Source organism: Paenibacillus sp. JT31N7, assembly GCF_059692095.1.
Genome location: NZ_JCAUAT010000001.1, coordinates 1,050,063 through 1,070,163, shown reverse-complemented (window position 1 = coordinate 1,070,163; position 20,101 = coordinate 1,050,063). Strand labels below are relative to the sequence as shown.

19 protein-coding genes are annotated in these 20,101 nt (G+C 54.4%); 11 read left to right on the top strand and 8 right to left on the bottom strand.

Annotation, left to right across the window (positions count from 1 at the left end; genetic code table 11):
- Nucleotides 1-254 precede the first annotated feature (254 nt).
- Entirely contained in the window at nt 255-1,709 is a 1,455-nt protein-coding gene (locus AC58P5_RS04725; protein ID WP_497384893.1) for a SulP family inorganic anion transporter, read from the bottom strand.
- A 340-nt stretch (nt 1,710-2,049) separates the two neighbouring features.
- On the opposite strand from AC58P5_RS04725, the gene AC58P5_RS04720 reads away from it, so the two are divergent.
- Nucleotides 2,050-3,282, top strand: a complete 1,233-nt coding sequence (locus AC58P5_RS04720) for an aminopeptidase (protein ID WP_497384891.1) — start codon at nt 2,050-2,052, stop codon at nt 3,280-3,282.
- 97 nt (nt 3,283-3,379) lie between these two features.
- Here the strand turns inward: AC58P5_RS04720 and AC58P5_RS04715 are convergent, their stop codons facing one another.
- A complete protein-coding gene (locus tag AC58P5_RS04715; RefSeq protein ID WP_009672764.1) occupies nt 3,380-3,553 on the bottom strand; it encodes a hypothetical protein in 174 nt (57 codons plus the stop codon).
- A 205-nt stretch (nt 3,554-3,758) separates the two neighbouring features.
- On the opposite strand from AC58P5_RS04715, the gene AC58P5_RS04710 reads away from it, so the two are divergent.
- Nucleotides 3,759-4,034, top strand: a complete 276-nt coding sequence (locus AC58P5_RS04710; RefSeq protein WP_497384890.1) for a HesB/YadR/YfhF family protein — start codon at nt 3,759-3,761, stop codon at nt 4,032-4,034.
- A 40-nt stretch (nt 4,035-4,074) separates the two neighbouring features.
- Nucleotides 4,075-4,776 carry a PIG-L deacetylase family protein gene (locus tag AC58P5_RS04705; protein ID WP_497384889.1) on the top strand — a complete coding sequence of 234 codons (702 nt, stop codon included), beginning with the start codon at nt 4,075-4,077 and terminating at the stop codon, nt 4,774-4,776.
- 85 nt (nt 4,777-4,861) lie between these two features.
- Here AC58P5_RS04705 and AC58P5_RS04700 read toward each other — a convergent pair whose 3' ends face one another.
- Both AC58P5_RS04700 and AC58P5_RS04695 read right to left on the bottom strand, forming a co-directional pair.
- A complete protein-coding gene (locus AC58P5_RS04700) occupies nt 4,862-7,486 on the bottom strand; it encodes a PAS domain-containing hybrid sensor histidine kinase/response regulator (protein WP_497384887.1) in 2,625 nt (874 codons plus the stop codon).
- A gap of 150 nt (nt 7,487-7,636) precedes the next feature.
- Nucleotides 7,637-9,100 carry an MDR family MFS transporter gene (locus AC58P5_RS04695; RefSeq protein WP_497386028.1) on the bottom strand — a complete coding sequence of 488 codons (1,464 nt, stop codon included), beginning with the start codon at nt 9,098-9,100 and terminating at the stop codon, nt 7,637-7,639.
- A 266-nt stretch (nt 9,101-9,366) separates the two neighbouring features.
- Between AC58P5_RS04695 and AC58P5_RS04690 the strand changes: the two genes are divergently transcribed.
- Nucleotides 9,367-9,858: a MarR family winged helix-turn-helix transcriptional regulator gene (locus AC58P5_RS04690; protein WP_497386027.1), complete on the top strand. Its 492-nt coding sequence runs from the start codon at nt 9,367-9,369 to the stop codon at nt 9,856-9,858.
- 308 nt (nt 9,859-10,166) lie between these two features.
- Here the strand turns inward: AC58P5_RS04690 and AC58P5_RS04685 are convergent, their stop codons facing one another.
- Together AC58P5_RS04685 and AC58P5_RS04680 are read right to left on the bottom strand one after the other, a co-directional pair.
- The gene (locus tag AC58P5_RS04685) at nt 10,167-10,592 is read right to left on the bottom strand and encodes an Rrf2 family transcriptional regulator (RefSeq protein WP_497384886.1); all 426 of its coding nucleotides are present in this window, start codon (nt 10,590-10,592) and stop codon (nt 10,167-10,169) included.
- A 105-nt stretch (nt 10,593-10,697) separates the two neighbouring features.
- Nucleotides 10,698-11,012 carry a winged helix-turn-helix transcriptional regulator gene (locus AC58P5_RS04680; protein WP_497384885.1) on the bottom strand — a complete coding sequence of 105 codons (315 nt, stop codon included), beginning with the start codon at nt 11,010-11,012 and terminating at the stop codon, nt 10,698-10,700.
- A 149-nt stretch (nt 11,013-11,161) separates the two neighbouring features.
- Between AC58P5_RS04680 and AC58P5_RS04675 the strand changes: the two genes are divergently transcribed.
- Together AC58P5_RS04675 and AC58P5_RS04670 are read left to right on the top strand one after the other, a co-directional pair.
- Nucleotides 11,162-11,929, top strand: a complete 768-nt coding sequence (locus tag AC58P5_RS04675; RefSeq protein ID WP_497384883.1) for a DODA-type extradiol aromatic ring-opening family dioxygenase — start codon at nt 11,162-11,164, stop codon at nt 11,927-11,929.
- A 70-nt stretch (nt 11,930-11,999) separates the two neighbouring features.
- Nucleotides 12,000-12,416, top strand: a complete 417-nt coding sequence (locus tag AC58P5_RS04670) for a DoxX family protein (RefSeq protein ID WP_497384882.1) — start codon at nt 12,000-12,002, stop codon at nt 12,414-12,416.
- Between the two features lie 428 nt (nt 12,417-12,844).
- Here AC58P5_RS04670 and cdaS read toward each other — a convergent pair whose 3' ends face one another.
- Together cdaS and AC58P5_RS04660 are read right to left on the bottom strand one after the other, a co-directional pair.
- Nucleotides 12,845-13,501 (bottom strand): sporulation-specific diadenylate cyclase CdaS, encoded by a 657-nt coding sequence (gene cdaS / locus AC58P5_RS04665; RefSeq protein ID WP_497384881.1) that lies wholly within the window; start codon nt 13,499-13,501, stop codon nt 12,845-12,847.
- A 138-nt stretch (nt 13,502-13,639) separates the two neighbouring features.
- Complete coding sequence (locus AC58P5_RS04660; protein ID WP_217559184.1) at nt 13,640-13,846, bottom strand: DUF1657 domain-containing protein; 207 nt, start codon at nt 13,844-13,846, stop codon at nt 13,640-13,642.
- Between the two features lie 196 nt (nt 13,847-14,042).
- Between AC58P5_RS04660 and AC58P5_RS04655 the strand changes: the two genes are divergently transcribed.
- The 5 genes from AC58P5_RS04655 to AC58P5_RS04635 all read left to right on the top strand — a co-directional run bounded on the left by AC58P5_RS04655 (nt 14,043) and on the right by AC58P5_RS04635 (nt 20,063).
- Complete coding sequence (locus AC58P5_RS04655) at nt 14,043-14,903, top strand: DUF421 domain-containing protein (RefSeq protein ID WP_497384879.1); 861 nt, start codon at nt 14,043-14,045, stop codon at nt 14,901-14,903.
- Nucleotides 14,904-15,083: 180 nt separating this feature from the next.
- Nucleotides 15,084-16,166 (top strand): lactonase family protein, encoded by a 1,083-nt coding sequence (locus AC58P5_RS04650; protein ID WP_497384878.1) that lies wholly within the window; start codon nt 15,084-15,086, stop codon nt 16,164-16,166.
- Between the two features lie 366 nt (nt 16,167-16,532).
- A complete protein-coding gene (locus AC58P5_RS04645) occupies nt 16,533-17,789 on the top strand; it encodes a multidrug effflux MFS transporter (protein WP_497384877.1) in 1,257 nt (418 codons plus the stop codon).
- 176 nt (nt 17,790-17,965) lie between these two features.
- Complete coding sequence (locus tag AC58P5_RS04640; protein ID WP_497384876.1) at nt 17,966-18,562, top strand: nitroreductase family protein; 597 nt, start codon at nt 17,966-17,968, stop codon at nt 18,560-18,562.
- A 208-nt stretch (nt 18,563-18,770) separates the two neighbouring features.
- Entirely contained in the window at nt 18,771-20,063 is a 1,293-nt protein-coding gene (locus AC58P5_RS04635) for an N-acetylmuramoyl-L-alanine amidase (RefSeq protein WP_497384875.1), read from the top strand.
- The last annotated feature ends 38 nt before the right edge of the window (nt 20,064-20,101 follow it).

Sequence of the window (20,101 nt, the reverse complement as noted above, 5' to 3'; positions counted from 1 at the left end):
ATGGTGGCCTCCTTCCGTCACGGATGAAGACAGGCGTAAATATTCCTACTTGCGTCTGACAGTAAGCAGCGACGGTTTTTATTCCATAGTAACGCAATCGGAGATAAAAAAACAACCTGATGCCCGGGTGCACCTACGTCCAGGGTTTCTCTTCCGCACGTAAGTGAGAACCGGTAGATGTGAACAACCGGAGGTTACGCCTCCCGTGTGTATAACAAAAAGCGCATCCCGGTTAAAAACCGGGATGCGCTTTTTTATCCGTGTCCGCCGGGGGCCGCGAGGCCGACCCGCTCTACGAGCCGGCGGCTCTCTTCGTTGAGTCCCGTGATAGCCACCCGTTTTTGAAGAAGATCGTATTTCAGCACCACTTTGGAAATAGCCGTGACGGCGGAATGATCCCAAATGTGGGAATGGGAGAAATCGATCGTGATCCGCTGCGGATCGTTCATGTAGTCGAACTGCTCGATGAAATGTGTCATCGTGCCGAAAAACATCTGGCCGGATACCGTGTATGTTTTAGTTCCGTCTGCACTCAGCTTTGCTGTCGTACGGATCTTGGCCATCTTCCAGGCGAAAACGACGGCGCTGATCAGAACGCCGGCGAACACTCCCTTGGACAGGTCGTGAGTGGCGACGACAATCGCTACCGTGACGATCATAACAAGCGCATCGGACAGCGGAATTTTCGTCAATTGGGGGAGGGACTTCCAATCGAACGTACCGATGGAGACCATAATCATCACACCGACGAGAGCCGCCATCGGAATTTTCTCGACGACGGGACCGAGCGCAAGGATCAGGAAGAGCAGGAACAGACCTGCAACCAGTGTGGACAAACGGGTCCGTCCGCCCGATTTGATGTTGATGACGGATTGTCCGATCATGGCGCAGCCCGCCATTCCGCCGAAGAAGCCGGTCACGATATTGGCCGTGCCTTGACCGCGGACCTCGCGGTTTTTATCGCTTGGCGTGTCGGTCATTTCATCTATGATCGTGGCTGTGAGCAGCGATTCGAGAATACCGACGAAAGCAAGAGACAGGGAGTACGGGAAAATAATTTTCAAGGTATCCCACGTAAACAGGACTTGCGGCACATGGAACAAAGGCAGCGAGCTCGTGATCCGGCCCATATCGCCGACCGTATTGACCGGGATGCCGAAAGAAATGGTGGCAGTGGAAACCAGGATGATAGCCGCAAGCGCGGATGGAATCGCCTTCGTAAATCTCGGCAGGATATAAATAATGGCAAGCGTGACGCCGACGAGGGCATACATGACCCAGCTTTGACCGACAAAATGAGTGAGCTGTGCCGTGAAAATAAGGATCGCCAAGGCATTCACGAAACCGGTCATAACCGATTGGGGCACGAAGCGGACAAGTTTGCCGAGCTTAAGCAGGCCGAGAATGTATTGAAGGATTCCGGTCAGAACCGTCGCGGCGAACAAATACTCCAGCCCGTATTCTTTGACAAGCGGGGCCATAACCAGCGCCATCGCACCCGTAGCCGCCGAAATCATGCCGGCTCTGCCGCCGAAGAAAGAAATGACGAACGCCATCGTAAACGAGGCGTAGAGTCCCACCATGGGATCGACCCCGGCGATAATCGAGAAAGCGATCGCTTCCGGAATAAGCGCCAACGCTACCGTGATCCCGGACAAAATATCGCTGCGCGGATTGGAAAACCAGGTTCTATTCAGTTGTCTAAGCAAGTTGGAAATCCTCCTCTGTTATTGTACCTGCAGGTTAATAGGGTGACTATCCACTCTCAGGAAAGTCGGGGCCGTTGATCACTACAAGACATTATAACGAAGAGAAGGAAGCGTTTCATTTCACTGACAGCCGATAATAACGCTTTAATAATCGGTTTTCTTTTATTTTCTCCTTTTTTCTAAAAAATAAGGACTTCTTATAAGAAACTTGTCTCCAGGGGAGCAGAAAGCGAAGAAATTCAAAAGGTCTTTCCGAGAATGGAGCGGACTTTCTTTTTTGGAGACGGAGGAGTAGAGTAAAAGGGTGCATCAGAATCATTTACATAGGGGGTTGTCCTTCATGACATCATTCCAGAAACAGCTGGAGAAATATGCCGAACTGGTCGTAAAAGTAGGCGTTAACATTCAACCGGGACAGATTCTGTACATTGAATCGCCGATCGAAAGTGTGGAGTTTACGCGTCATGTCGTCAGAAAAGCTTACGAAGCGGGAGCCAAATTCGTCGAGGTGAACTGGAGCGACGAGCAGACGACACGCATCCGGTACGAATCCGCGCCTGACGAGTCGTTTGACTTCTATCCGGAGTGGACGGCGAGAATGATGGAACAGCTTGCCGAAGGAAACGGAGCCCTGCTGAACATCAAGGTACCGGATCCCGAGCTGTTCAAGGGCATCGATACGGGCAAGATTTCACGTGCCAGCAAAGCGGCCTCGATCGCAAGACAACGCTTTCAGGGCTATGTGCGCAACCATAAGTTCAGCTGGTGTCTCGTCAAAGCGCCGACTAAAGCGTGGGCGGATAAAGTTTTCGCCGACCTGCCCGAGGACGAGCGCGTTTCCGTCATGTGGGACACGATTTTTAAAATGAACCGTGTCGATAAAGACGACCCGGTCGCCGCCTGGAGAGAGCACATCGCTCAATTGTCCGAGACGCATGAGCGGCTGACCGGCAAGAAGTACCGCCGTCTTCATTATAAAGCGCCGGGAACGGACCTGTCGGTGGAGCTGCCCGAAGGCCACTTGTGGCTCGGCGGCGGGGGCGAGAACGAGCAGGGCGATTATTTCGTCGCCAACATGCCGACCGAAGAAGTGTTCACGATGCCGAAGCGCGACGGAGTCAACGGAACCGTATCGAGCACGATGCCGCTGAATTTGGGCGGCCGGCTCGTCGATAATTTCAAGCTCACGTTCAAGGACGGAGTCGTGGTGGACTATACCGCCGAAGTCGGGCTGGAGCACCTTAAATCCCTGTTCGATACCGACGAGGGTGCGAAACGTCTCGGAGAAGTGGCGCTGGTGCCGCACGATTCGCCGATTTCGAATCTGAACCGGATCTTCTACAACACGGGTATCGACGAAAATGCGTCCTGCCACTTTGCCGTCGGAAGCGCCTACCCGTTCACCCTGGAGAACGGGACCAAGATGAGCCAGGAGGAACTTCTGGCGAGAGGAGCCAACGTGAGCCTGACGCACGTCGACTTTATGGTCGGCTCCGCCGATCTCGACATCGACGGGGAACTTGCGGACGGCACGATAGAGCCGATCTTCCGCAAAGGCAACTGGGTCAAATAAACGCAAATGGCATGGAAAAGCGCCGGGACTTCTACAGTCCCGGCGCTTTTCCGCACCGCGCGAAGCTTTTTTATTTTCATACCGTGTAAACCCTTTCTTATAAATTGCGGCTGTTCTCGTCCTGGTGAGTGCCGCTGATCTTGTTGCGTGTATTCCATTCCTCCGCCTGAGGCTCGATGTCCTGCTTGCGGTCCACCTTGTGCTCCTGCTCGGGAGAATTGTGATCGGGATTTTTCTCGTTGCGCACTTCTTGTCCTTTGGGCTGTTCCATGTCCAATCCCTCCTAAATGTGTGGGTTACCTATACATACCCGTCCTAAAGCCGGGGAAAACAAGCGGCACTTGCGTGACACAGCCTTGTAGGGTTTATAATAAGGAGGAAGGCGGACCGAATCCGGTTCGGAACGGAATGACGTACATAGTCGGACTCATCGTGAACAACGGATTCAGAGAGTCATCGGAAGGAGGCGCCAGAGCATGCAAATTAAAATCACGGAAGCCGCGACGGACCTTTTCAGGAAAGACTGGGGGTTTGGCGGCGGAGATCATGTGCGCATTTTTGTGCGTTACAGCGGCGGGGGCGAAGATGCCTTTTCATTCGGGATCATTAAAGATGCTCCTCATTACCCGGCCGTTACGGCCGAAGCCGGCGGCGTCACCTTTTTTATGGAGGAAAAAGACGTCTGGTATCTGGAAGGCAAAGATCTCCACGTAGACGGCATCGCCGAAGAGATTGTTCTAAAACGGCTGTGAAAACGGGTCTGACTTAAAGACCGGAAGGAGACGGGTACGAATGGCCCCTGTAGTCGCTTTTATATACGCGCATCCGGACGACGAATCGTTCGCGAGCGCCTGTCTGATCCGTTCTCTCGCGGATCGGGGAATACGCACCGTCCTGCTGTCCGCTACGCGCGGTGATGCGGGGAGCCCGGGACCGCTCGGTCCCATGACCCCGGAGCAGTTAGCCGCCGCCCGGGAAATCGAGCTGCAGACCGCCTGCGATCTGCTGGGCGTATCGGCCGTGGAGCACCTCGGGCTGCCGGACGGCAAGCTGGCCGGGATGGACAGGCCGGCGCTGGCGGATGCGGTGGCCGAATTCCTGAACGAAACGGGAGCGTCCGTTGTCGTGACATTTCCGGCGGACGGAATCAGCGGCCACCCGGATCACATCGCTATCCATCATGCTGTAAACGAGGCCGTTCTCGGCGGACGGTGTCCTAGCGTTCAGAAATACTATTACAACCTGCCTTTTGCGGGCGTAAAGGCGGATATGCCTTCCGTGCTCAGGCTCGAAACCGCGCCCTACTGGAAGATTAAAGCCCAGGCCCTTCTGGCGCACCGGTCCCAGCGGTTCTCCGTGGAGAAAGCGTTCGGCAGAAGCGAAACGCTCCCGGAGAGCAAAGATTTTCCTTACGAAAACTTCGTGCTCGTCTGGCTGCGCGGCGAGAAAAACCCCGTCCGCGAAGAAGAATCCGTACTGGATGATTTGATTTAGCGGAAAGATACGCCAAAAAGCTCCGTACAAGCTGCTGCATGCAGCCTGTACGGAGCTTTTGTGTGTAAATCGTCGCATGCCGGTGTTAAGCCTGCTTGAAAGTGAAAAATTTCTGGATCGTTTCGGTGACGGTCCGGCTGAATATCGGCTTGCTGATATAGTCGTCCATGCCGGCCGCGAGGCATTTTTCCCGGTCGCCTTTGAGCGCGTTTGCCGTAACGGCCACGATGATCGGATACTCTTCCGGCCTGAGCGCTTCCTTGATCATCCGCGCCGCATCCAGGCCGTTTATTTCCGGCATATGCACATCCATAAACACGAGATCGTAGCGTTCGGTCAGTGCCGCTTCGACGACCTCGCTGCCGTTGTCCACCACGCGGACGGTGTGGCCTTGGTTGTTGAGCATTTTGACGAGCACGAGCTGATTGATCCGGTTGTCTTCCGCAACGAGGATGTTGAGAGAACGGGCGGAAGATTTCTCCGCTACGGTCATGTCTTTAGAAGGAGGCGTAGCCTCCCGGGTCACTTCTTTGAGAACGACGGTAAAGAGGAAATGAGCGCCGCGTTCTTCCGGTTGTTCTACCCAGATATCGCCTCCCATGAGCTGGACCAGCTTCTTGCAGATGGCGAGTCCGAGCCCGGTTCCCTCCGTTTCGCGCGTCATGAAATTATCCAGCTGATAGAAAGGCTGGAACAGCATGTCGGCTTTTTCCTTCGGAATTCCGATTCCCGTATCTTTAACCTGGAACAACAGCTCTACGGTTCCCTGCGACTGTGCCTGCTTTTTGACGGAAACCGTGATGTTTCCCGTACTCGTGAATTTCACGGCGTTCCCGATCAGATTAATGAGCACCTGCTTTAACCGTTTGGCGTCGCCAAGCAGAGTAGACGGTATATTCTGGCTCAAGGAGCAGGTCATCTCGAGATTTTTTTCCATCGTTTTGGGCGTCAGAAGATCGACGGACTCCAGGATACAGGTGCGGATATCGAACGGTTCCTCGACCAATTCGGTTACGCCCGACTCGATTTTGGAGAAGTCCAGAATATCGTTGATGATGCCGAGCAGCGTGTCGCCGCTTTTGCGGATAATATTCAAGTATTCTCTCTGCTCCGAACTGAGGGAGGTCGTTTCAAGCAGAAGATCCGTCATGCCGATCACCGCATTCATGGGTGTGCGGATTTCATGACTCATCATGGCAAGAAACTCGCCCTTGGCTTTGTTCGTGGCTTCCGCGCTTTCCTTCTCGATCATCAGCTTTTTCTGTTCCCGGATATCTTTGGCGATAATGTAATACCCGACGTTCGCTTCGCTGATGATGATCGGGGCGATCGTTGTCAGCACTTCCACAGTGTTGCCGTACTTGTCCGTAATTTTGTCGATGCGTTTATCGGCGGAGATATCTTTTAAGGAAGCCTCGAGGATATCCGTAATCCCCTCCGTACCGAACAGCTCCGTGAAGCTGACGCCGATCATCTCGTGAACCGCATAACCCGTCATTTCCTGGGCCATCATGTTGGTGTTGAGGATTTTTCCTTCGAGATCCAGCGAAAAAACGGCGTCGTGGTTGTATTTTTTCAGCGACGTATAGCGTTCGACCGTTTCCTGGAGCTTGCGTTCAACCAGCTTGCGGTCCGTAATATCTTGAATCGTACCGTTGATTTTAAGGGGAATTCCCCGGTCGGAGTACGTAACAAGGCCGCGGATATGCAGGTATTTGTCTTGGCCGCCTTCCTGCCGGCTCAGGTACTCGAAACTGAGCTCCTTGTCCACCAAGGCTTTATCCAGTTTTTCTTTAAAAGCAGGGCGGAGATCCTCGCTGACCAGGCTCAGAATGCCGTGATCGGCCGCTGTTTCCGGATCAATGCCCGACACCAGGAAGAGCTGGTCCGAGAAAAGAATCTCGCTGCTTGAAATGTCCCATTCCCAGCTTCCCATCAAGGCAATGCGCTGGGCTTCCGCAATGAAATGTTCATTCTTTTTGCGGTCCGAAATCTCCCGGCCTATTCTCAGGAAAAGATCTTCACCGTTGTCACCGCTCACCTTTTTTACGGTTAAATCGAACCAGATCCGGCGGCCGTCTTTGTGAACCATTTTGACCTGCCGTGTGTTTTCTGCATTGGCGGCTGAAGCGGACGGTTGAATTTGCAAAAGGGAGGGAGAGACGTAGAGCTTGTCCTCGGTGATCCCGATGAGCTCATCCGGCGAATACCCCAGTATCCGCCGGATGGAAGGCGAGCAATCCAAAATCGTTCCGTCCGAAGCCGTATGATAGAAGATATCCCGGGAATGTTCGGAAATAAGCTGGTACTGCTGCTTGATTTTATTCCAGGTCTGTACGTCTTCTTGGTCAGGTCGAAGCTCGGACGCCTCCAGGACATAACATTCCGGTGTGCCGGGCGAATTTCCGGTCAGACGGCTTGTTGTAAGCAGGACGGGGATTTCGCGCCTGGATTTATGAAGAAAGCGAATTTTTTGAACGTGTTTGTCCGGTGCGGATGTTTGCGGGTCTTCATCTCTCCAGTCGTCCGGATGTATAAGGTCTTTTAACGTGAAGCGGGCGAGTTCCTCCGGAGAATAGCCGCACAGGCGGTACCAGGGTTCGTTTACCTGCATCCAAACGCCGTTCCGGGAATACAAGGCAAGGCCGTTTGTCGTATGGGCAAACAAGTGGTCCACCAGGGACTGAGGATTAATTTGCAGGCTGGTCATGTAAGTTATCATCTCCTTGAGACGGAATAATTAAGATTCAAAATTAATCCTTTGGGTTATATACCCGAATTTTAACGAATGAAACAGCCAAATTTCAACAAAAAAAAGATGAACAGCATTCCGGCTGCTCATCTCCGTTTTCTTACCCGATCAGGAAGGCTGGCCGGTTTTTTCTTTGGCGGGTACGACCCGGGTGTTCCCCATGAGGAACACAATGATTACGGCCAGAACGATCGGAATGAGAGCGACCATGAAGGTAAAGGCGATCGACTCGGACAGGGCGTGAATAATTTTGTTTAAAATATCCGGCGGAATCAGGGCGCGTTTGTCCGCTTGGAAAATCTGCTGCGGATTGCTCATATCGAATCCGGCCATTCCGCCGCCGTTCATTCCCTGGAACGCGGTTTGGATTTTGCCGGTGAACACGTTCGCTTGAATGCTGCCGAAAATCGTAATGCCGATCGTCATCCCGAACGATCTCAGAAACGAGTTCGTGGAGGTCGCCGTGCCGCGGTACCGCGGTTCCAGGTTGTAGGTGGAAGCAGTAGGCAGCAGGGAGAAGGAGAAGCCGACACCGAAACCGGCGATGATCATAAATACGGTCAGGAGAGCTCTGCTCGTTTCGGGTGTCAGTCCCCCGAGCAGGTACATGCCGACTAGGAACGAGAAGACGGAAATAATCATTAAATTCCGGAAGCTCGTTTTCGTCTGGAAAATACCTCCCATCGCGCTGCCCGCCACGCTTCCCAGCATCATCGGCGTCAGGATAAGGCCCGCGTTCGTTGCGGAACCGCCGAAGACGGCCTGCACGTAAATGGGGATATACACCGTCAATATAATGAAGGTGGCCCCGTACAGCAGGGCAAGAAGCTGGGAGGTCGCGAACAGGCGGCGCTTGAACAGCCAGAACGAAATGATCGGGTCCTTCGCTCTCCGCTCGATAATAAAGAAGAGAATGAAGAACACGGCAAAGCCCGCAAACAGGCTTACGATAGGAACGGAATCCCACGCGTATTTCTTGCCGCCGAGTTCAAGGGCGAACATGAGACTCACGACCGCGACAACGAGCGTAATTGCTCCCCACCAGTCGATGCGCTGTTCGACATGCTGCGGAGATTCCTTGTAAGCGCGCATAATGAGGAACAGCGATACAAGGCCGATCGGCAGGTTGACGTAGAACACCCAGTGCCAGCTTATGTATTCCGTGATGTAAGCCCCGAGAAGGGGGCCGAGCACACTCGCCATGCCGAACACCGCACCCAGCAGTCCGGTCATTTTACCCCGTTTCTCGGGCGGGAAAATATCGAAGACGATCGTGAACGCGATCGGCAGCAGCGCGCCGCCTCCGATTCCCTGGATCGCCCTGTAGATGCTGAGCTGCACGATGCTCTGGGCAATTCCGCATAGGGCGGAACCCAGCAGGAAAACGATAAGACCGAAGATAAAAAAACGTTTGCGCCCGTACATATCGGACAACTTGCCGAAGATCGGCATTCCGGCCATCGTAGTCACCATGTAGGCGGACGTGACCCAGACGAATTTGTCGAACCCGCCCAAATCCGAGACGATGGTGCCCATGGCTGTGGCGACAATCGTGTTATCCATGGCCGACATCAGGATAGCCAGCAGCAGCCCGGCTACGACCTGGTTAAGGTTGTTGTCTTTCTGAATCAAGGGGAAATCCTCCTCTGAATAAGTTGCGGTTCCAAGTTTAGCGGTCCTTCTCCGGCGTCTGGAAGACATCTCCTTTGCAAAAAAAGGTTTATTCGTTAAAATAAATGAACAATCTCGTCAACCTATTATCTTGATTTTCAAGATAATTTCTAGTTTATGAGGAGGAATTTTACTTGTCAAGCGTTTTACCCGAATCTGAAGATAAAATGCTGGAGCTGATCGGTCATATGCGTAGAATGACTACGCGAATCGTTCTTTTTCAGCAAAATGCGGCACATTCCCTCGGGGTCATACATACCGATTTGAAAACGGCGGATATCTTGAACGAAAAAGGACCGATTACGGCAGGAGAGCTTGCCAAGCTGACCGGGTTGACTACGGGAACCGTCACGGCTCTGATCGACCGGCTGGAGCAGGCGGGATTCGTACGCAGGGAAAAGGACCCTCACGACGGCCGCCGCGTCATCATCGTTCCGGTCAAAGAGAAGCAAAAGGCTATCGGGGCGCTTTATAAGCCGCTGGGAAATATGACCCGGGAAGTTTGCGAGGCTTATACGCCGGAGCAGTTGGATCTCATTAATACGTTCCTCTCGCGAATGGTCGGCGTATTCGAACAGGCGAATAACGGTGTGAGCGGGCTGAAGCCGGACGACCGGTGCTCTAAGAACGGCCGGTCCGAGAGGAATGAATGCGAATAGGCCGGTAACGGAAACGGAGAAGCATGCGGACGGCGACAGCTTTTTCCAGATCGTCAAGGACTGCGTGCCTACGTTTCTGGGTTAATTGAGCATCGGGTTCGCGGCGACTATGGCCGGCGGCCTGATGGGGGAGCGTATTGCCCATCCGGATAAGCTTGGGCTGGAGTTCGCCCTTCCGGGAATGTTCATCGGAAAAAAAGACATCAAGTCCTGCTCTGGATGGCAGGTCCCGATGTCTTTTTGTTTGCTGAATCCGCTTTCGCGACTCCACACGGGCAAACGGCCCGCCCGATCAATCCGCGGGCGGGTTATTCGCAGCGGGCAAGGTCCGCTACGATATCGGCCAGAGCAACACCGGCAAGCTCTCGTTCCATAGCAAGCTGAGCCCGGTTGAACTGCGTTTCGAGCGTGCTTTGAATGTTCTTGCCGACCGGGCAGTCCGGATTCGGATTCTCGTGCATCGCGAATAGCTCATCCTGCATCTCCGCCTGAACCGCCCGGTAAATATCGAGCAGACTAATTTCCGCGGGAGACCGGCCCAGAGCGGCGCCGGCGACTCCGGGGCTCGTCCGGGTCAAGCCGGCTTTATTCAGCATGCCGGTAATTCGGCGGATGACGACCGGATTCGTATTGACGCTTCCGGCTATATACTCGGACGTGTTGCGTCCTTCTTTATTCAGCTCCAGCAGCGATAAAATGTGAACGGCTACGGCAAAGCGGCTGCTGATGGTCATGGGGTCTCACCTCCGTCAAACAGATGCGGACGATAATCATTTACGCGCATGTGTGAACTTCTAAATAGTATAGGTACGCGCATTCCCGCTGTCAATCCTCGCGCGTCATTCAGGCTGAATCCAGACGGAAGACCAATGTTCCACTTCGCGGATAATCGGTTCCAGGGCAAGGCCTTTCTCCGTAAGCGAATACTCGATCCTTACCGGTGTTTCGGGATACACATCTCGCCGGATAATGCCTTCCTGCTCGAGCTCTTTCAATCTTTCGGACAAAATTTTCCCGCTTAAAGGCAAATTCGATTCTATCGTACAAAAACGCTGCGGACCCGATAAAAGCTGATAGACGATCAGGCCGGCCCAGCGTTTGCTGATGAGCTGCATTCCTTTTTCGAAACGGGGACATAAGTTAGATTCTTTCATCAGGCATCCCTCCTTCCTCCAGTATACGCTCATTCAACTAATAAAAATATAGTAACGGTAAATAAATAAATTACTTGACATTATAAAGTTACAATCATACACTAGGTTACGAAAAGTAACTTAATAAACTTTAAAGGAGGTCACCCATCATGATTCCTTCGTTATTTTTAGCGCACGGATCACCTGCTCTGGCTATTCAAGATACGGAGTATACGACATTTTTGCGGGATCTGGGGCAGCAGTGGAAACCGAAAGCGATCGTCGTCTTTACGGCTCATTGGGAGAGCGAGGTTCTGACCGTGACTTCGACCGACGGGACGTACGAGACGATTTACGATTTTTACGGTTTTCCGGACGAACTCTATAGGATTACCTATCCGGCCAAAGGGTCTGTCAAGCTGGCTTCGAAGCTGGAAGGGCTTTTCCGGGAACGGGGGATTGAAGTGGATACCGACTCCAGAAGAGGACTCGACCACGGTTCTTGGACGCTGCTCTACAAAATGTTTCCCGAAGCGGACATCCCCGTGATTCAGCTCTCCGTCAATCCCTATCTTCCGCCTGAAGAGCAGGCCGCTATCGGTGAAGCTCTGCGAGGGCTGGGCGAAGAGGATATCCTGGTCATCGGCAGCGGAGTAACCGTCCATAATCTGCGGATGGTCAACTGGGGACAGGAGGAACCGGAACCGTGGGCCGTCGAATTCGACGACTGGCTTATCCGGCATACGCTGGAGCGGGATACGGACACCCTGTTCCGCTATGAGACGCTGGCTCCCCACAGCCGGATGGCCGTGCCTAGAGCGGAGCATTTTGTCCCGTTTTTCCTTGCGCTCGGCAGCGGAAACGAAGAAGAGACGCCCCGGGTGATTTACCGCGGTTACGAATTCGGAACATTGAGCTACTTGTGCCTGCAGTTTTGATTCTGATTCCCGGGCGGGGTCCATATGAATAGATCGAAAACCAATTAAAACCATTAATGGGAGGATGTTAATGATGAACGGAAAAACAGAAATCGGTCTGCTGATCGTCAGACTGGTATTAGGGGTAACGTTTCTTGTCCACGGGCTGGACAAATTTCAAAGCGGACTGGGGAACATCGCGGGCTGGTTTGAGAGTATCGGCCTTCCCGGCTTTCTGGCGTATGTAACGGCTATTATCGAAACCGTAGGGGGAGCCGCGGTCATTCTCGGCCTCGGAACCCGGATCGCTGCCGCGCTGTTCGGCGTGCTGATGATCGGAGCGATGTTCAGCGTCAAGTTTTCCGCCGGATTTACCGGCAACGGCCAATCCGCGGGCTTCGAGCTGGATCTGGCGCTATTCGCCCTCTCGCTGCTGCTCGTATTGACAGGCAGCCGCTATCTGGCGGTAGACGGACTGTTTCCCGGCTCCCGGCAGACGGAAAGCTGATCCCAAGCTGCTGCAACCATCCCGCCGCGGAATCGGCACCTGAAACGCAGCCCGGACCGGCGGCTTGCAGAAACGCCATACAAAGCCGGGGCAGCCGTTAACGGCACCCGGAAGCTGAAGCCGCAGCCTCAAGGCCCTGAGGATCACAAGCTCCATACAAACAAAGCCGGAAACATAGACGGCGGGATAGGAGCCTGAAACGCAGACAGAGCCTGGGCCAGAGTCCGAACAGAGCCGGTCACAGCCTAAAGTGCGGCCATGCTAACGATTCGGGACCGACCCCAAAGCCAGTGGTTGACCACCGTCATGTGACGTCGAGCACCGCGCGGGGAGCTTCGCGCTGTGCGGAAGCCTCGCCCGGTCTTCTACGGCGGGCACTCACTCAGCATCCCTGCGGTGCTGAGTTTTTTTGCTGTGCGGAAGCGGCCTTACCGGGGAACGATCGGGTACAAGTACCCTTTGGAGGCAAAAGAGACGCGCCCCGTTTCTTCCGAAACGACGAGGACAATGGCGTCGCTCAGTTCCGTGATGCCGATGGCCGCCCGGTGCCGCGTGCCGAGTTTAGGCTCCGCCTGGACGATGTGGGAGAGGGGCAAAATGTTTTTGGCGGAGACGATCTCGTTGAACTTGATCAGGACGGCCCCGTCGTGCAAAGGCGTCCCGGGATAGAACAACGACTCCAGCAAGGACTGTGTGACCGACGCCCCGATAGCGACTCCCGGCTGGAGCAGCCCGTCGAGCGAGTCGTTGCGCTGAACGACGATCAAGGCACCGTGACGCCGTTTGGACAAATTTTGTACACTGACGGACAGTTCCGTATATTTATCGGTAAAAGGGGAGAGGTAGCAGTTTAAGTAAAAGGAGGACGCCCGGGACTCGATATTCAGGAAGTTTTCCTTGATGCCTTCAATTTCGCTCAGCATGCAATGATTTTCTTCGTCCAATGTTTGAATACTGCGATGAAGACGGAGGATCAGCTTCTCCAGATCGTCTTTCAAATTTTGTTTCATCGGTGAAAAATCGCAATCGGCATAAGGGATCGTCAAAGGGTTCACATCCTTTTCGCACCATGTAGTTGGTTTCATTGTTTGCAGACTTCCGCAATAATACACGGCAGCCCCGCAGCTAAGTCCTGCCACCCCGCCTATTTCCCGTAAACGGAACGATGCAAAAACAAAAACAGCCCTGCCGGCTTATGCGGGCAGAGCTGTTTGTTATCGCGGTCAGAAACCTTGGTATTGCGGCTCTTCGTTTTCCAACTGCTCTACGCGGCCTTGTACCTGCGTCACTACTTCCTGGGTAGTTTTGGCGGCATTTTCGAACAGTGATTTCGCATCCTGATTTTGTGTGCTCAGAGCAAATGCCTCTAGGCTCGCTTGGGCGCTTTTCAGGGAAGCCAGGCAAGTTTTTACTTGGGAACCTACGGTCATGGTCAACACCTCCTTGTCAAGAAATCCTAAATGGACAAAACGTAATCTAACCGGACAGAACCTGTTTCATTCACGTTTACGGCTGGAAACAGCGGCGGGCTAATGACCGTGCGTAAGAATAAAATGACCCGGAATAGGACAACTTTTTTAGGAACCGAAGGATGAATTCAAGGACGAGAGAAGGAGGTACCGGATCATGCCGGATTGGATCGTGGTTGCTTTACGAACCTTGATGGTCATCGTGATCGTATTGGCCGCCGCCAAGCTGCTCGGGAAGAGGCAGAACAGCCGGTTGTCGTTCTTTGAAGTGACAACGGGAGTTGCCGTAGCCGTCCTGGCCGTCTATATAACGCTGAGCCGCACCGCCGACTGGTATTTGGGAATTATAGCTCTGCTTGTGTGGATTCTGGCCGCCGTCGGAATCGGGTTTCTCCAGATGAAAAGCAAAGCCGCCCGGGATTTCATCGATAACCGGGAAGCGATTCTCATCAAAAAAGGGAAAATTATGGAAGAAAACCTGAAGAAGGAACGGCTGACTACGGACGATCTGCTGCAAAGCCTGCGCAGGAAAAACGTGTTTCAGGCGGCCGACGTTGAATTTGCGGTGATGGAAGCGAGCGGGGAGATCAACGTGCTTTTGAAAAAGGAGAACCAGCCTCTGACCCCGAAGCACCTTGGCATCAAAGTCGGTCCCGCGGAAGAGCCGCAGGCCGTTATCATGGACGGCAAAGCGCTCGATGAACCCCTGGCCGCCATCGGTCTCAACCGGGGCTGGCTCCAGACGCAGCTGGAAACGATGGACGCGACCATCGACAACGTTTTTCTGGGACAGGTGGACTCCTACGGCGAGCTTTACGTCGATTTGTTCGACGACAAGCTGCAGGTTCCCCAGCCCCAGAAGAAAGCGGCTTTGCTCGCATTGCTTAAGAAATGCGAGGCCGATATCGAGATGTTCGGCCTGTCCACGAACGATCCGGAAGCCAAACGGATGTTTGAGGAATGCTCCCGGTCCATGGAGGGAATGATTACCGAACTCAAACCGCTTTTATCCCGCTAGTAAGGGGCGGGCGGAGGCGCGAAGGAGCCGGACACCCATCGGGGATGAGTTTCCCTGTATGGGTGTTTTTCGTTTTGGAAAAGAAGTTTGATTTTTACAGCAAGAAGCGTGTACATTTAGAGGAGAAAGCGCAGCACTTACATAACGGTTGTTAAGCACTTATCATGAGGAGGAATATGAATGTCCGGTCAAGGTGAACGTTTGCTGGTCTTTGTCGGTTCTTATGCGGAACCGGAAAGCCCGGGTGTGTATGTGATGGAATTAAATGAAGAAACGGGTGCGCTTACGAAGCTGGATGAAATATCCGGCCTGAAAAATCCGACGTTTCTGAATGTGGATGTCCAAGGACGCAAGCTTTACGCCATTTCAGAGGGAACGACGAGCGAGGGCGCCAGGACGGGGTCCGCGTATGCATATACCATTGATCCCGGGCAGGGAAGCCTGACCGAGATGAACCATGCCGTCACCGTAAACGCGCCGACCTGCCACATCCAAAGAGATGCGAGCGGGCGCTACCTCGTCGTGGCGAGCTATCACGATGGCCTGGTCGGTCTCGTCGAAGTACGTGCGGACGGCACGATCGGCAGACTGCTCGACGAGAAGCAGCACGAAGGCCACGGGCCGAATCCCGAGCGCCAGGAGCAGCCTCATCCGCACTCGGCTTTCTTCAGCCGGGACAACCGGTTCGTGTTCGTGCCGGATCTGGGTCTGGACCGGATCGTATCCTACGCCCTGGATACGGAGAACAATGTGCTGAAGCCGCATGGGGAAACCGCTGTGCCACCGGGTGCGGGTCCGCGCCATATGGCGTTTCACCCCGGCGGCAAGCTGGCGTTCGTCATCAACGAGCTCATCTCTTCGATATCGTCTTTTCACTACGACGAAGAGACGGGCGTTCTGGAGCCGATCGAAACGGTGACGACGCTGCCCGAAGGGTTCACGGGCGAGAGCTACTGCGCCGAGATTCTGGTGTCGGAAGACGGCGCATACGTGTACGGCTCCAACCGCGGCCACGACAGCATCGTCGTCTACTCGGTGGATCAGGCAAGCGGGAAGCTCACGCTTGTGGAACACGTGTCCGCGGAAGGCAAGCATCCGCGTAATTTTGCCTTGACGCCGGGCGGCGCGTTCCTGATCGCGGCAAACCGCGACACGGACAACATCGCGACGTTCCGTGTGGACCGCTCCAGCGGCCGGCTGCAGTATACCGGCCAGTCGGCCGCGGTGTCGAAGCCGGTCTATGTGCGGCCGGCTTATCTGTAAGAGCCGCAGCAGCGGGCGCTGCCGGAGTGTATGCTCAGGGCGTATACGGCGAAGCGGATAGGCGCAGCTTCCGCCGCAGCCGGCATGATGGCGGCGCCCCAGGGAGGGTTGGGGCGATTGCGGCGGCAAGCCGGGACTTCAAGCGGAGAACGCGGCTGTCTCGGCGCGGCGGGCTATGAACACGGAAGAAAAGGAAAAGCGGGACGTCTGCATGCGGACGTTCCGCTTTTTTTGCGGGATTCCGGAAGGGTGTTGACATCTTGTAACTTTATAAGTTACAGTAAACGTTGTTCTTTTTACGGAAACTTTCGTTTAAAGTAGAAATCGGACCATGCAATCAAAATTCACAAGATAGGGTTGAATCGGATGAGGAACAACAGTCTCGCCGCAGCGGAAGGAGCAGGCCGTTCGCGGAAAATTACGCTCGCCGTCATCTTAGGTTCTCTGTCGGCTTTCGGACCGCTGTCGCTGGATATGTATCTGCCCGCGCTTCCCAGGCTGGCGGACGATCTGCATACGACGGCTTCGCTGGCTCAGCTGAGCCTGACCTCTTGTCTGCTTGGCCTCGCGATCGGGCAGGTGTTCGCAGGCTCCATTAGCGACATTAAAGGCCGCCGGGCGCCGCTTATGATCGGTCTTGCCATTTATACGGCCGCATCCCTGCTGTGCGCTATCGTACCGTCCATATGGGGGCTTATCGTGCTCCGCTTCATACAGGGGATGGCCGGTTCCGCGGGCATCGTGCTGTCACGCGCGGTCGTGCGGGACATGTACAGCGGACCGGAGCTGACACGGTTCTTCTCGCTCCTCATGCTCATAAACGGAGTGGCGCCGATCCTTGCGCCCATTGCGGGCGGGCAGCTCCTCCAGTTCACCTCCTGGCAGGGCGTGTTTATCGTGCTGGCGCTGATCGGCGTGATCATGCTGCTCGCATCCTGGAAGGGCCTTCCCGAAACACTTCCCGCCGACAGGCGGACAAAGGGCGGCGTCAAGCAGACGGTCGCCACATTCAAAACCTTGCTGCGCGACCGGATTTTCATGGGCTACGCGCTGTCGCAGGGCCTTGTGGCCGCGGCCATGTTCGCCTATATTTCGGGATCGCCGTTCGTGATCCAGAATATTTTCGGCGCTTCCCCGCAGATGTTCAGTCTCTTCTTCGCCATCAACGGCTTGGGCATAATCCTGGCGGGTCAGATTGCCGGGCGCCTGGCCGGAAGGGTGAGCGAGACGACGCTGCTGATCAGCGGCTTGATTATGGCCGGTCTCGGTGGTGTCACGCTTCTTGCGATGATTCTGGCCGGAGCCGGACTGACGGCTATCCTGATCCCGCTGTTCTTCGTGGTGTCGAGCGTCGGGATCGTGAACACCGCGGGATTTTCACTGGCGATGCAAAATTACGGGCATTCCGCAGGCAGCGCTTCGGCCCTGCTCGGTCTGCTGTCGTTTATTTTCGGCGGACTTGTCGCGCCGCTGGTGGGGATCGCGGGGAGCGGCACGGCCGTTCCGATGGGGATCGTTATCGCGGTATCGGACGTTGGCGCCATCCTTTGTTATTATTTCATGGTCAAGCGCTACACCGCACGCGCCGGACAGCCGGCCGACTCCGCGGCGGGTAGGCACTGACGGTTTATAAAACGGTTGAATACTCTTTGCTTCCACTAGGTGAAGCGGGAGGTTCAGCCTTTTTTTATGCGCAAAAAAAACGATTTGCTACCCGCTAAAAAAAAGATGCTTTTTTATTCGAAATAGGTTACACTATAAAAGTACGTTACTTACTAAACGGAGGTGGCTAAGAAATCATGGATTTCAATACTGCTGTAAAAAACAGACGCTCGATCTATGCGATCAGCAAAGAAGCCGTCGTATCGGACGAGAAAATCGTAGAACTGGTAAACGAGGCTGTTAAACATACGCCTTCTTCTTTTAACTCCCAAAGTGCGAGAGTTGTCGTTCTGCTGAACGAACAGCATGACAAGTTCTGGGATCTTACAAAGGAAATTTTGCGCGGTATCGTCGGTGACGGCGAGCAGTTCGAAGCAACCGCCCAGAAAATGACTCTTTTCAAAAACGGTTACGGTACGGTCCTGTTCTTTGAAGATCAGGCTGTCGTGGAAGGTCTGCAGCAGCAATTCGCGGCCTATGCCGATAATTTCCCGATCTGGTCCCATCATTCTTCCGGCATGCTGCAATTCGTCGTTTGGACGAGTTTGGAAGCCGAAGGTTTCGGAGCTACCCTGCAGCACTACAACCCGCTCGTCGACGAAGCGGTTCGCAGCGAATGGAACGTGCCTGCCACATGGAAACTTGTGGCCCAAATGCCGTTCGGCAAGCCTGCCGCAGAAACCGGCGAAAAACAGTTTGCACCGCTTGAAGACCGCGTGAAAGTATTTAAATAAGAATTTCGGCTCCGCCCAATAGACTTTCTCTTCCGGGAGAAGGTCTTTTTGTTTACCTGCCGGGTTAAATTGACTTCTTCTGGGATTTCTCTCGCGTGTACAAGGGCGATTGAGCTATATTGGAAGCAGATGGGACATACACACTTGCGGCCGGGGGGAAACCGGCATATTCTGTCGTATCATACATGACGTTGAAGAGGTGAGGAGAATGGCTGTATCCCAGCATCCGATCGTGGCAGCTTCACAAGCTTCGCTGGATATCATCACAGCATTCATTCGCAAGGTTAATCCGTCCTTCAACCCGGAAATAGCCAGGCAATTTCTGACCGTGGGAGCCAAATACGGCGTCCGTGGCGATATTGCCGTCGCCCAGTCTATTCATGAAACGAACTGGTTCAGGTTCGGGGGAGACGTCAAACCCGGACAGAACAACTTTGCCGGTATCGGAGCGACAGGGGGAGTTCCCGGCAACAGCTTCCCGACGATCAAGGATGGCGTAACGGCGCAGATTCAGCATCTTTTCGCTTATGCGTCCAAAAATCCGCTTCCGGCGGGAGAAACGGTCGTCGATCCCCGGTTCACGCTCGTCACGCGCGGCATCGCGCCGAACTGGGAGGATCTTGCGGGCCGTTGGGCCGTTCCCGGTTATGACAGGAAAAAATACGCCAGCCTGCAGGCCGCCCTGGAAGCGGGGGAAACATACGGGCACTCCATCCTCAAGCTGTACGGCAGCATGGTGGCGGCGGCTCCTGTTCCGGTTCCGGTGCAGACCGTTAAACCGCTTATCGTGCTCGACGCAGGTCATGGCGGCACCGATTCCGGCGCTGCGGGCAGCGGCCTGCTGGAGAAAAACTTGACGCTTACGCTGGCGCTGCAGGTCCGGGATCGGCTCATAAGCGATTACGCGGCCAATGTCAAGCTGACACGGAGCACGGACGTTTTCGTCGCTCTGTCCGATCGCGCAAACCTGGCAAACGGCTGGGGAGCGGCTTATTTCGTCTCCATCCATATCAACGCCGGGGGCGGGGAAGGATTCGAATCGTATGTTTATCCGGGCACTTCTAGCGGAGTGACGGGACAGAAGCGCACGATTGTGCACGATACGGTTGTGAATTATTTGAGCACGCTGGGAGCCGCCGACCGGGGCAAGAAGGAAGCGGATTTCGCGGTATTGCGGGAAACCGATATGTCCGCGGTGCTTCTTGAAAATCTGTTCATTGATAACGCTACCGACGGCAACTTGCTCGGCAATTCCGGCATGCTTCAAAATCTGGCGAACGCCATAGGAGACGGGGTGGCAAAAGCGATGGGACTGAATCCCGGAGTGCAGCCGGAAATAATACCGGCCTGGAAAACGGAAGGCGTGGATTGGCTTTACGAGAAAGGACTTCTGACCGATCCGGCGTGGAAAGACAAACTTGACGAGCCGCTTCCTTTGTGGGCGGAGGCGGTTGTTCTGAAGCGATTGTATAATCTTCTTAAGGGAGACGGGACGGATTAAACGGAGCGAGAAAAGCAGTCGGCAAACAGGCCGGTCCG

What these genes read in the sequence shown, in the direction of transcription:
- AC58P5_RS04720 (WP_497384891.1), top strand. Translation starts at nt 2,050, where the DNA reads ATGACATCATTCCAGAAACAGCTGGAGAAATATGCCGAACTGGTCGTA.
- AC58P5_RS04715 (WP_009672764.1), bottom strand. Translation starts at nt 3,553, where the DNA reads ATGGAACAGCCCAAAGGACAAGAAGTGCGCAACGAGAAAAATCCCGAT.
- AC58P5_RS04710 (WP_497384890.1), top strand. Translation starts at nt 3,759, where the DNA reads ATGCAAATTAAAATCACGGAAGCCGCGACGGACCTTTTCAGGAAAGAC.
- AC58P5_RS04705 (WP_497384889.1), top strand. Translation starts at nt 4,075, where the DNA reads ATGGCCCCTGTAGTCGCTTTTATATACGCGCATCCGGACGACGAATCG.
- AC58P5_RS04700 (WP_497384887.1), bottom strand. Translation starts at nt 7,486, where the DNA reads ATGACCAGCCTGCAAATTAATCCTCAGTCCCTGGTGGACCACTTGTTT.
- AC58P5_RS04695 (WP_497386028.1), bottom strand. Translation starts at nt 9,100, where the DNA reads ATGTCGGCCATGGATAACACGATTGTCGCCACAGCCATGGGCACCATC.
- AC58P5_RS04690 (WP_497386027.1), top strand. Translation starts at nt 9,367, where the DNA reads ATGCTGGAGCTGATCGGTCATATGCGTAGAATGACTACGCGAATCGTT.
- AC58P5_RS04685 (WP_497384886.1), bottom strand. Translation starts at nt 10,592, where the DNA reads ATGACCATCAGCAGCCGCTTTGCCGTAGCCGTTCACATTTTATCGCTG.
- AC58P5_RS04680 (WP_497384885.1), bottom strand. Translation starts at nt 11,012, where the DNA reads ATGAAAGAATCTAACTTATGTCCCCGTTTCGAAAAAGGAATGCAGCTC.
- AC58P5_RS04675 (WP_497384883.1), top strand. Translation starts at nt 11,162, where the DNA reads ATGATTCCTTCGTTATTTTTAGCGCACGGATCACCTGCTCTGGCTATT.
- AC58P5_RS04670 (WP_497384882.1), top strand. Translation starts at nt 12,000, where the DNA reads ATGATGAACGGAAAAACAGAAATCGGTCTGCTGATCGTCAGACTGGTA.
- cdaS (WP_497384881.1), bottom strand. Translation starts at nt 13,501, where the DNA reads ATGAAACCAACTACATGGTGCGAAAAGGATGTGAACCCTTTGACGATC.
- AC58P5_RS04660 (WP_217559184.1), bottom strand. Translation starts at nt 13,846, where the DNA reads ATGACCGTAGGTTCCCAAGTAAAAACTTGCCTGGCTTCCCTGAAAAGC.
- AC58P5_RS04655 (WP_497384879.1), top strand. Translation starts at nt 14,043, where the DNA reads ATGCCGGATTGGATCGTGGTTGCTTTACGAACCTTGATGGTCATCGTG.
- AC58P5_RS04650 (WP_497384878.1), top strand. Translation starts at nt 15,084, where the DNA reads ATGTCCGGTCAAGGTGAACGTTTGCTGGTCTTTGTCGGTTCTTATGCG.
- AC58P5_RS04645 (WP_497384877.1), top strand. Translation starts at nt 16,533, where the DNA reads ATGAGGAACAACAGTCTCGCCGCAGCGGAAGGAGCAGGCCGTTCGCGG.
- AC58P5_RS04640 (WP_497384876.1), top strand. Translation starts at nt 17,966, where the DNA reads ATGGATTTCAATACTGCTGTAAAAAACAGACGCTCGATCTATGCGATC.
- AC58P5_RS04635 (WP_497384875.1), top strand. Translation starts at nt 18,771, where the DNA reads ATGGCTGTATCCCAGCATCCGATCGTGGCAGCTTCACAAGCTTCGCTG.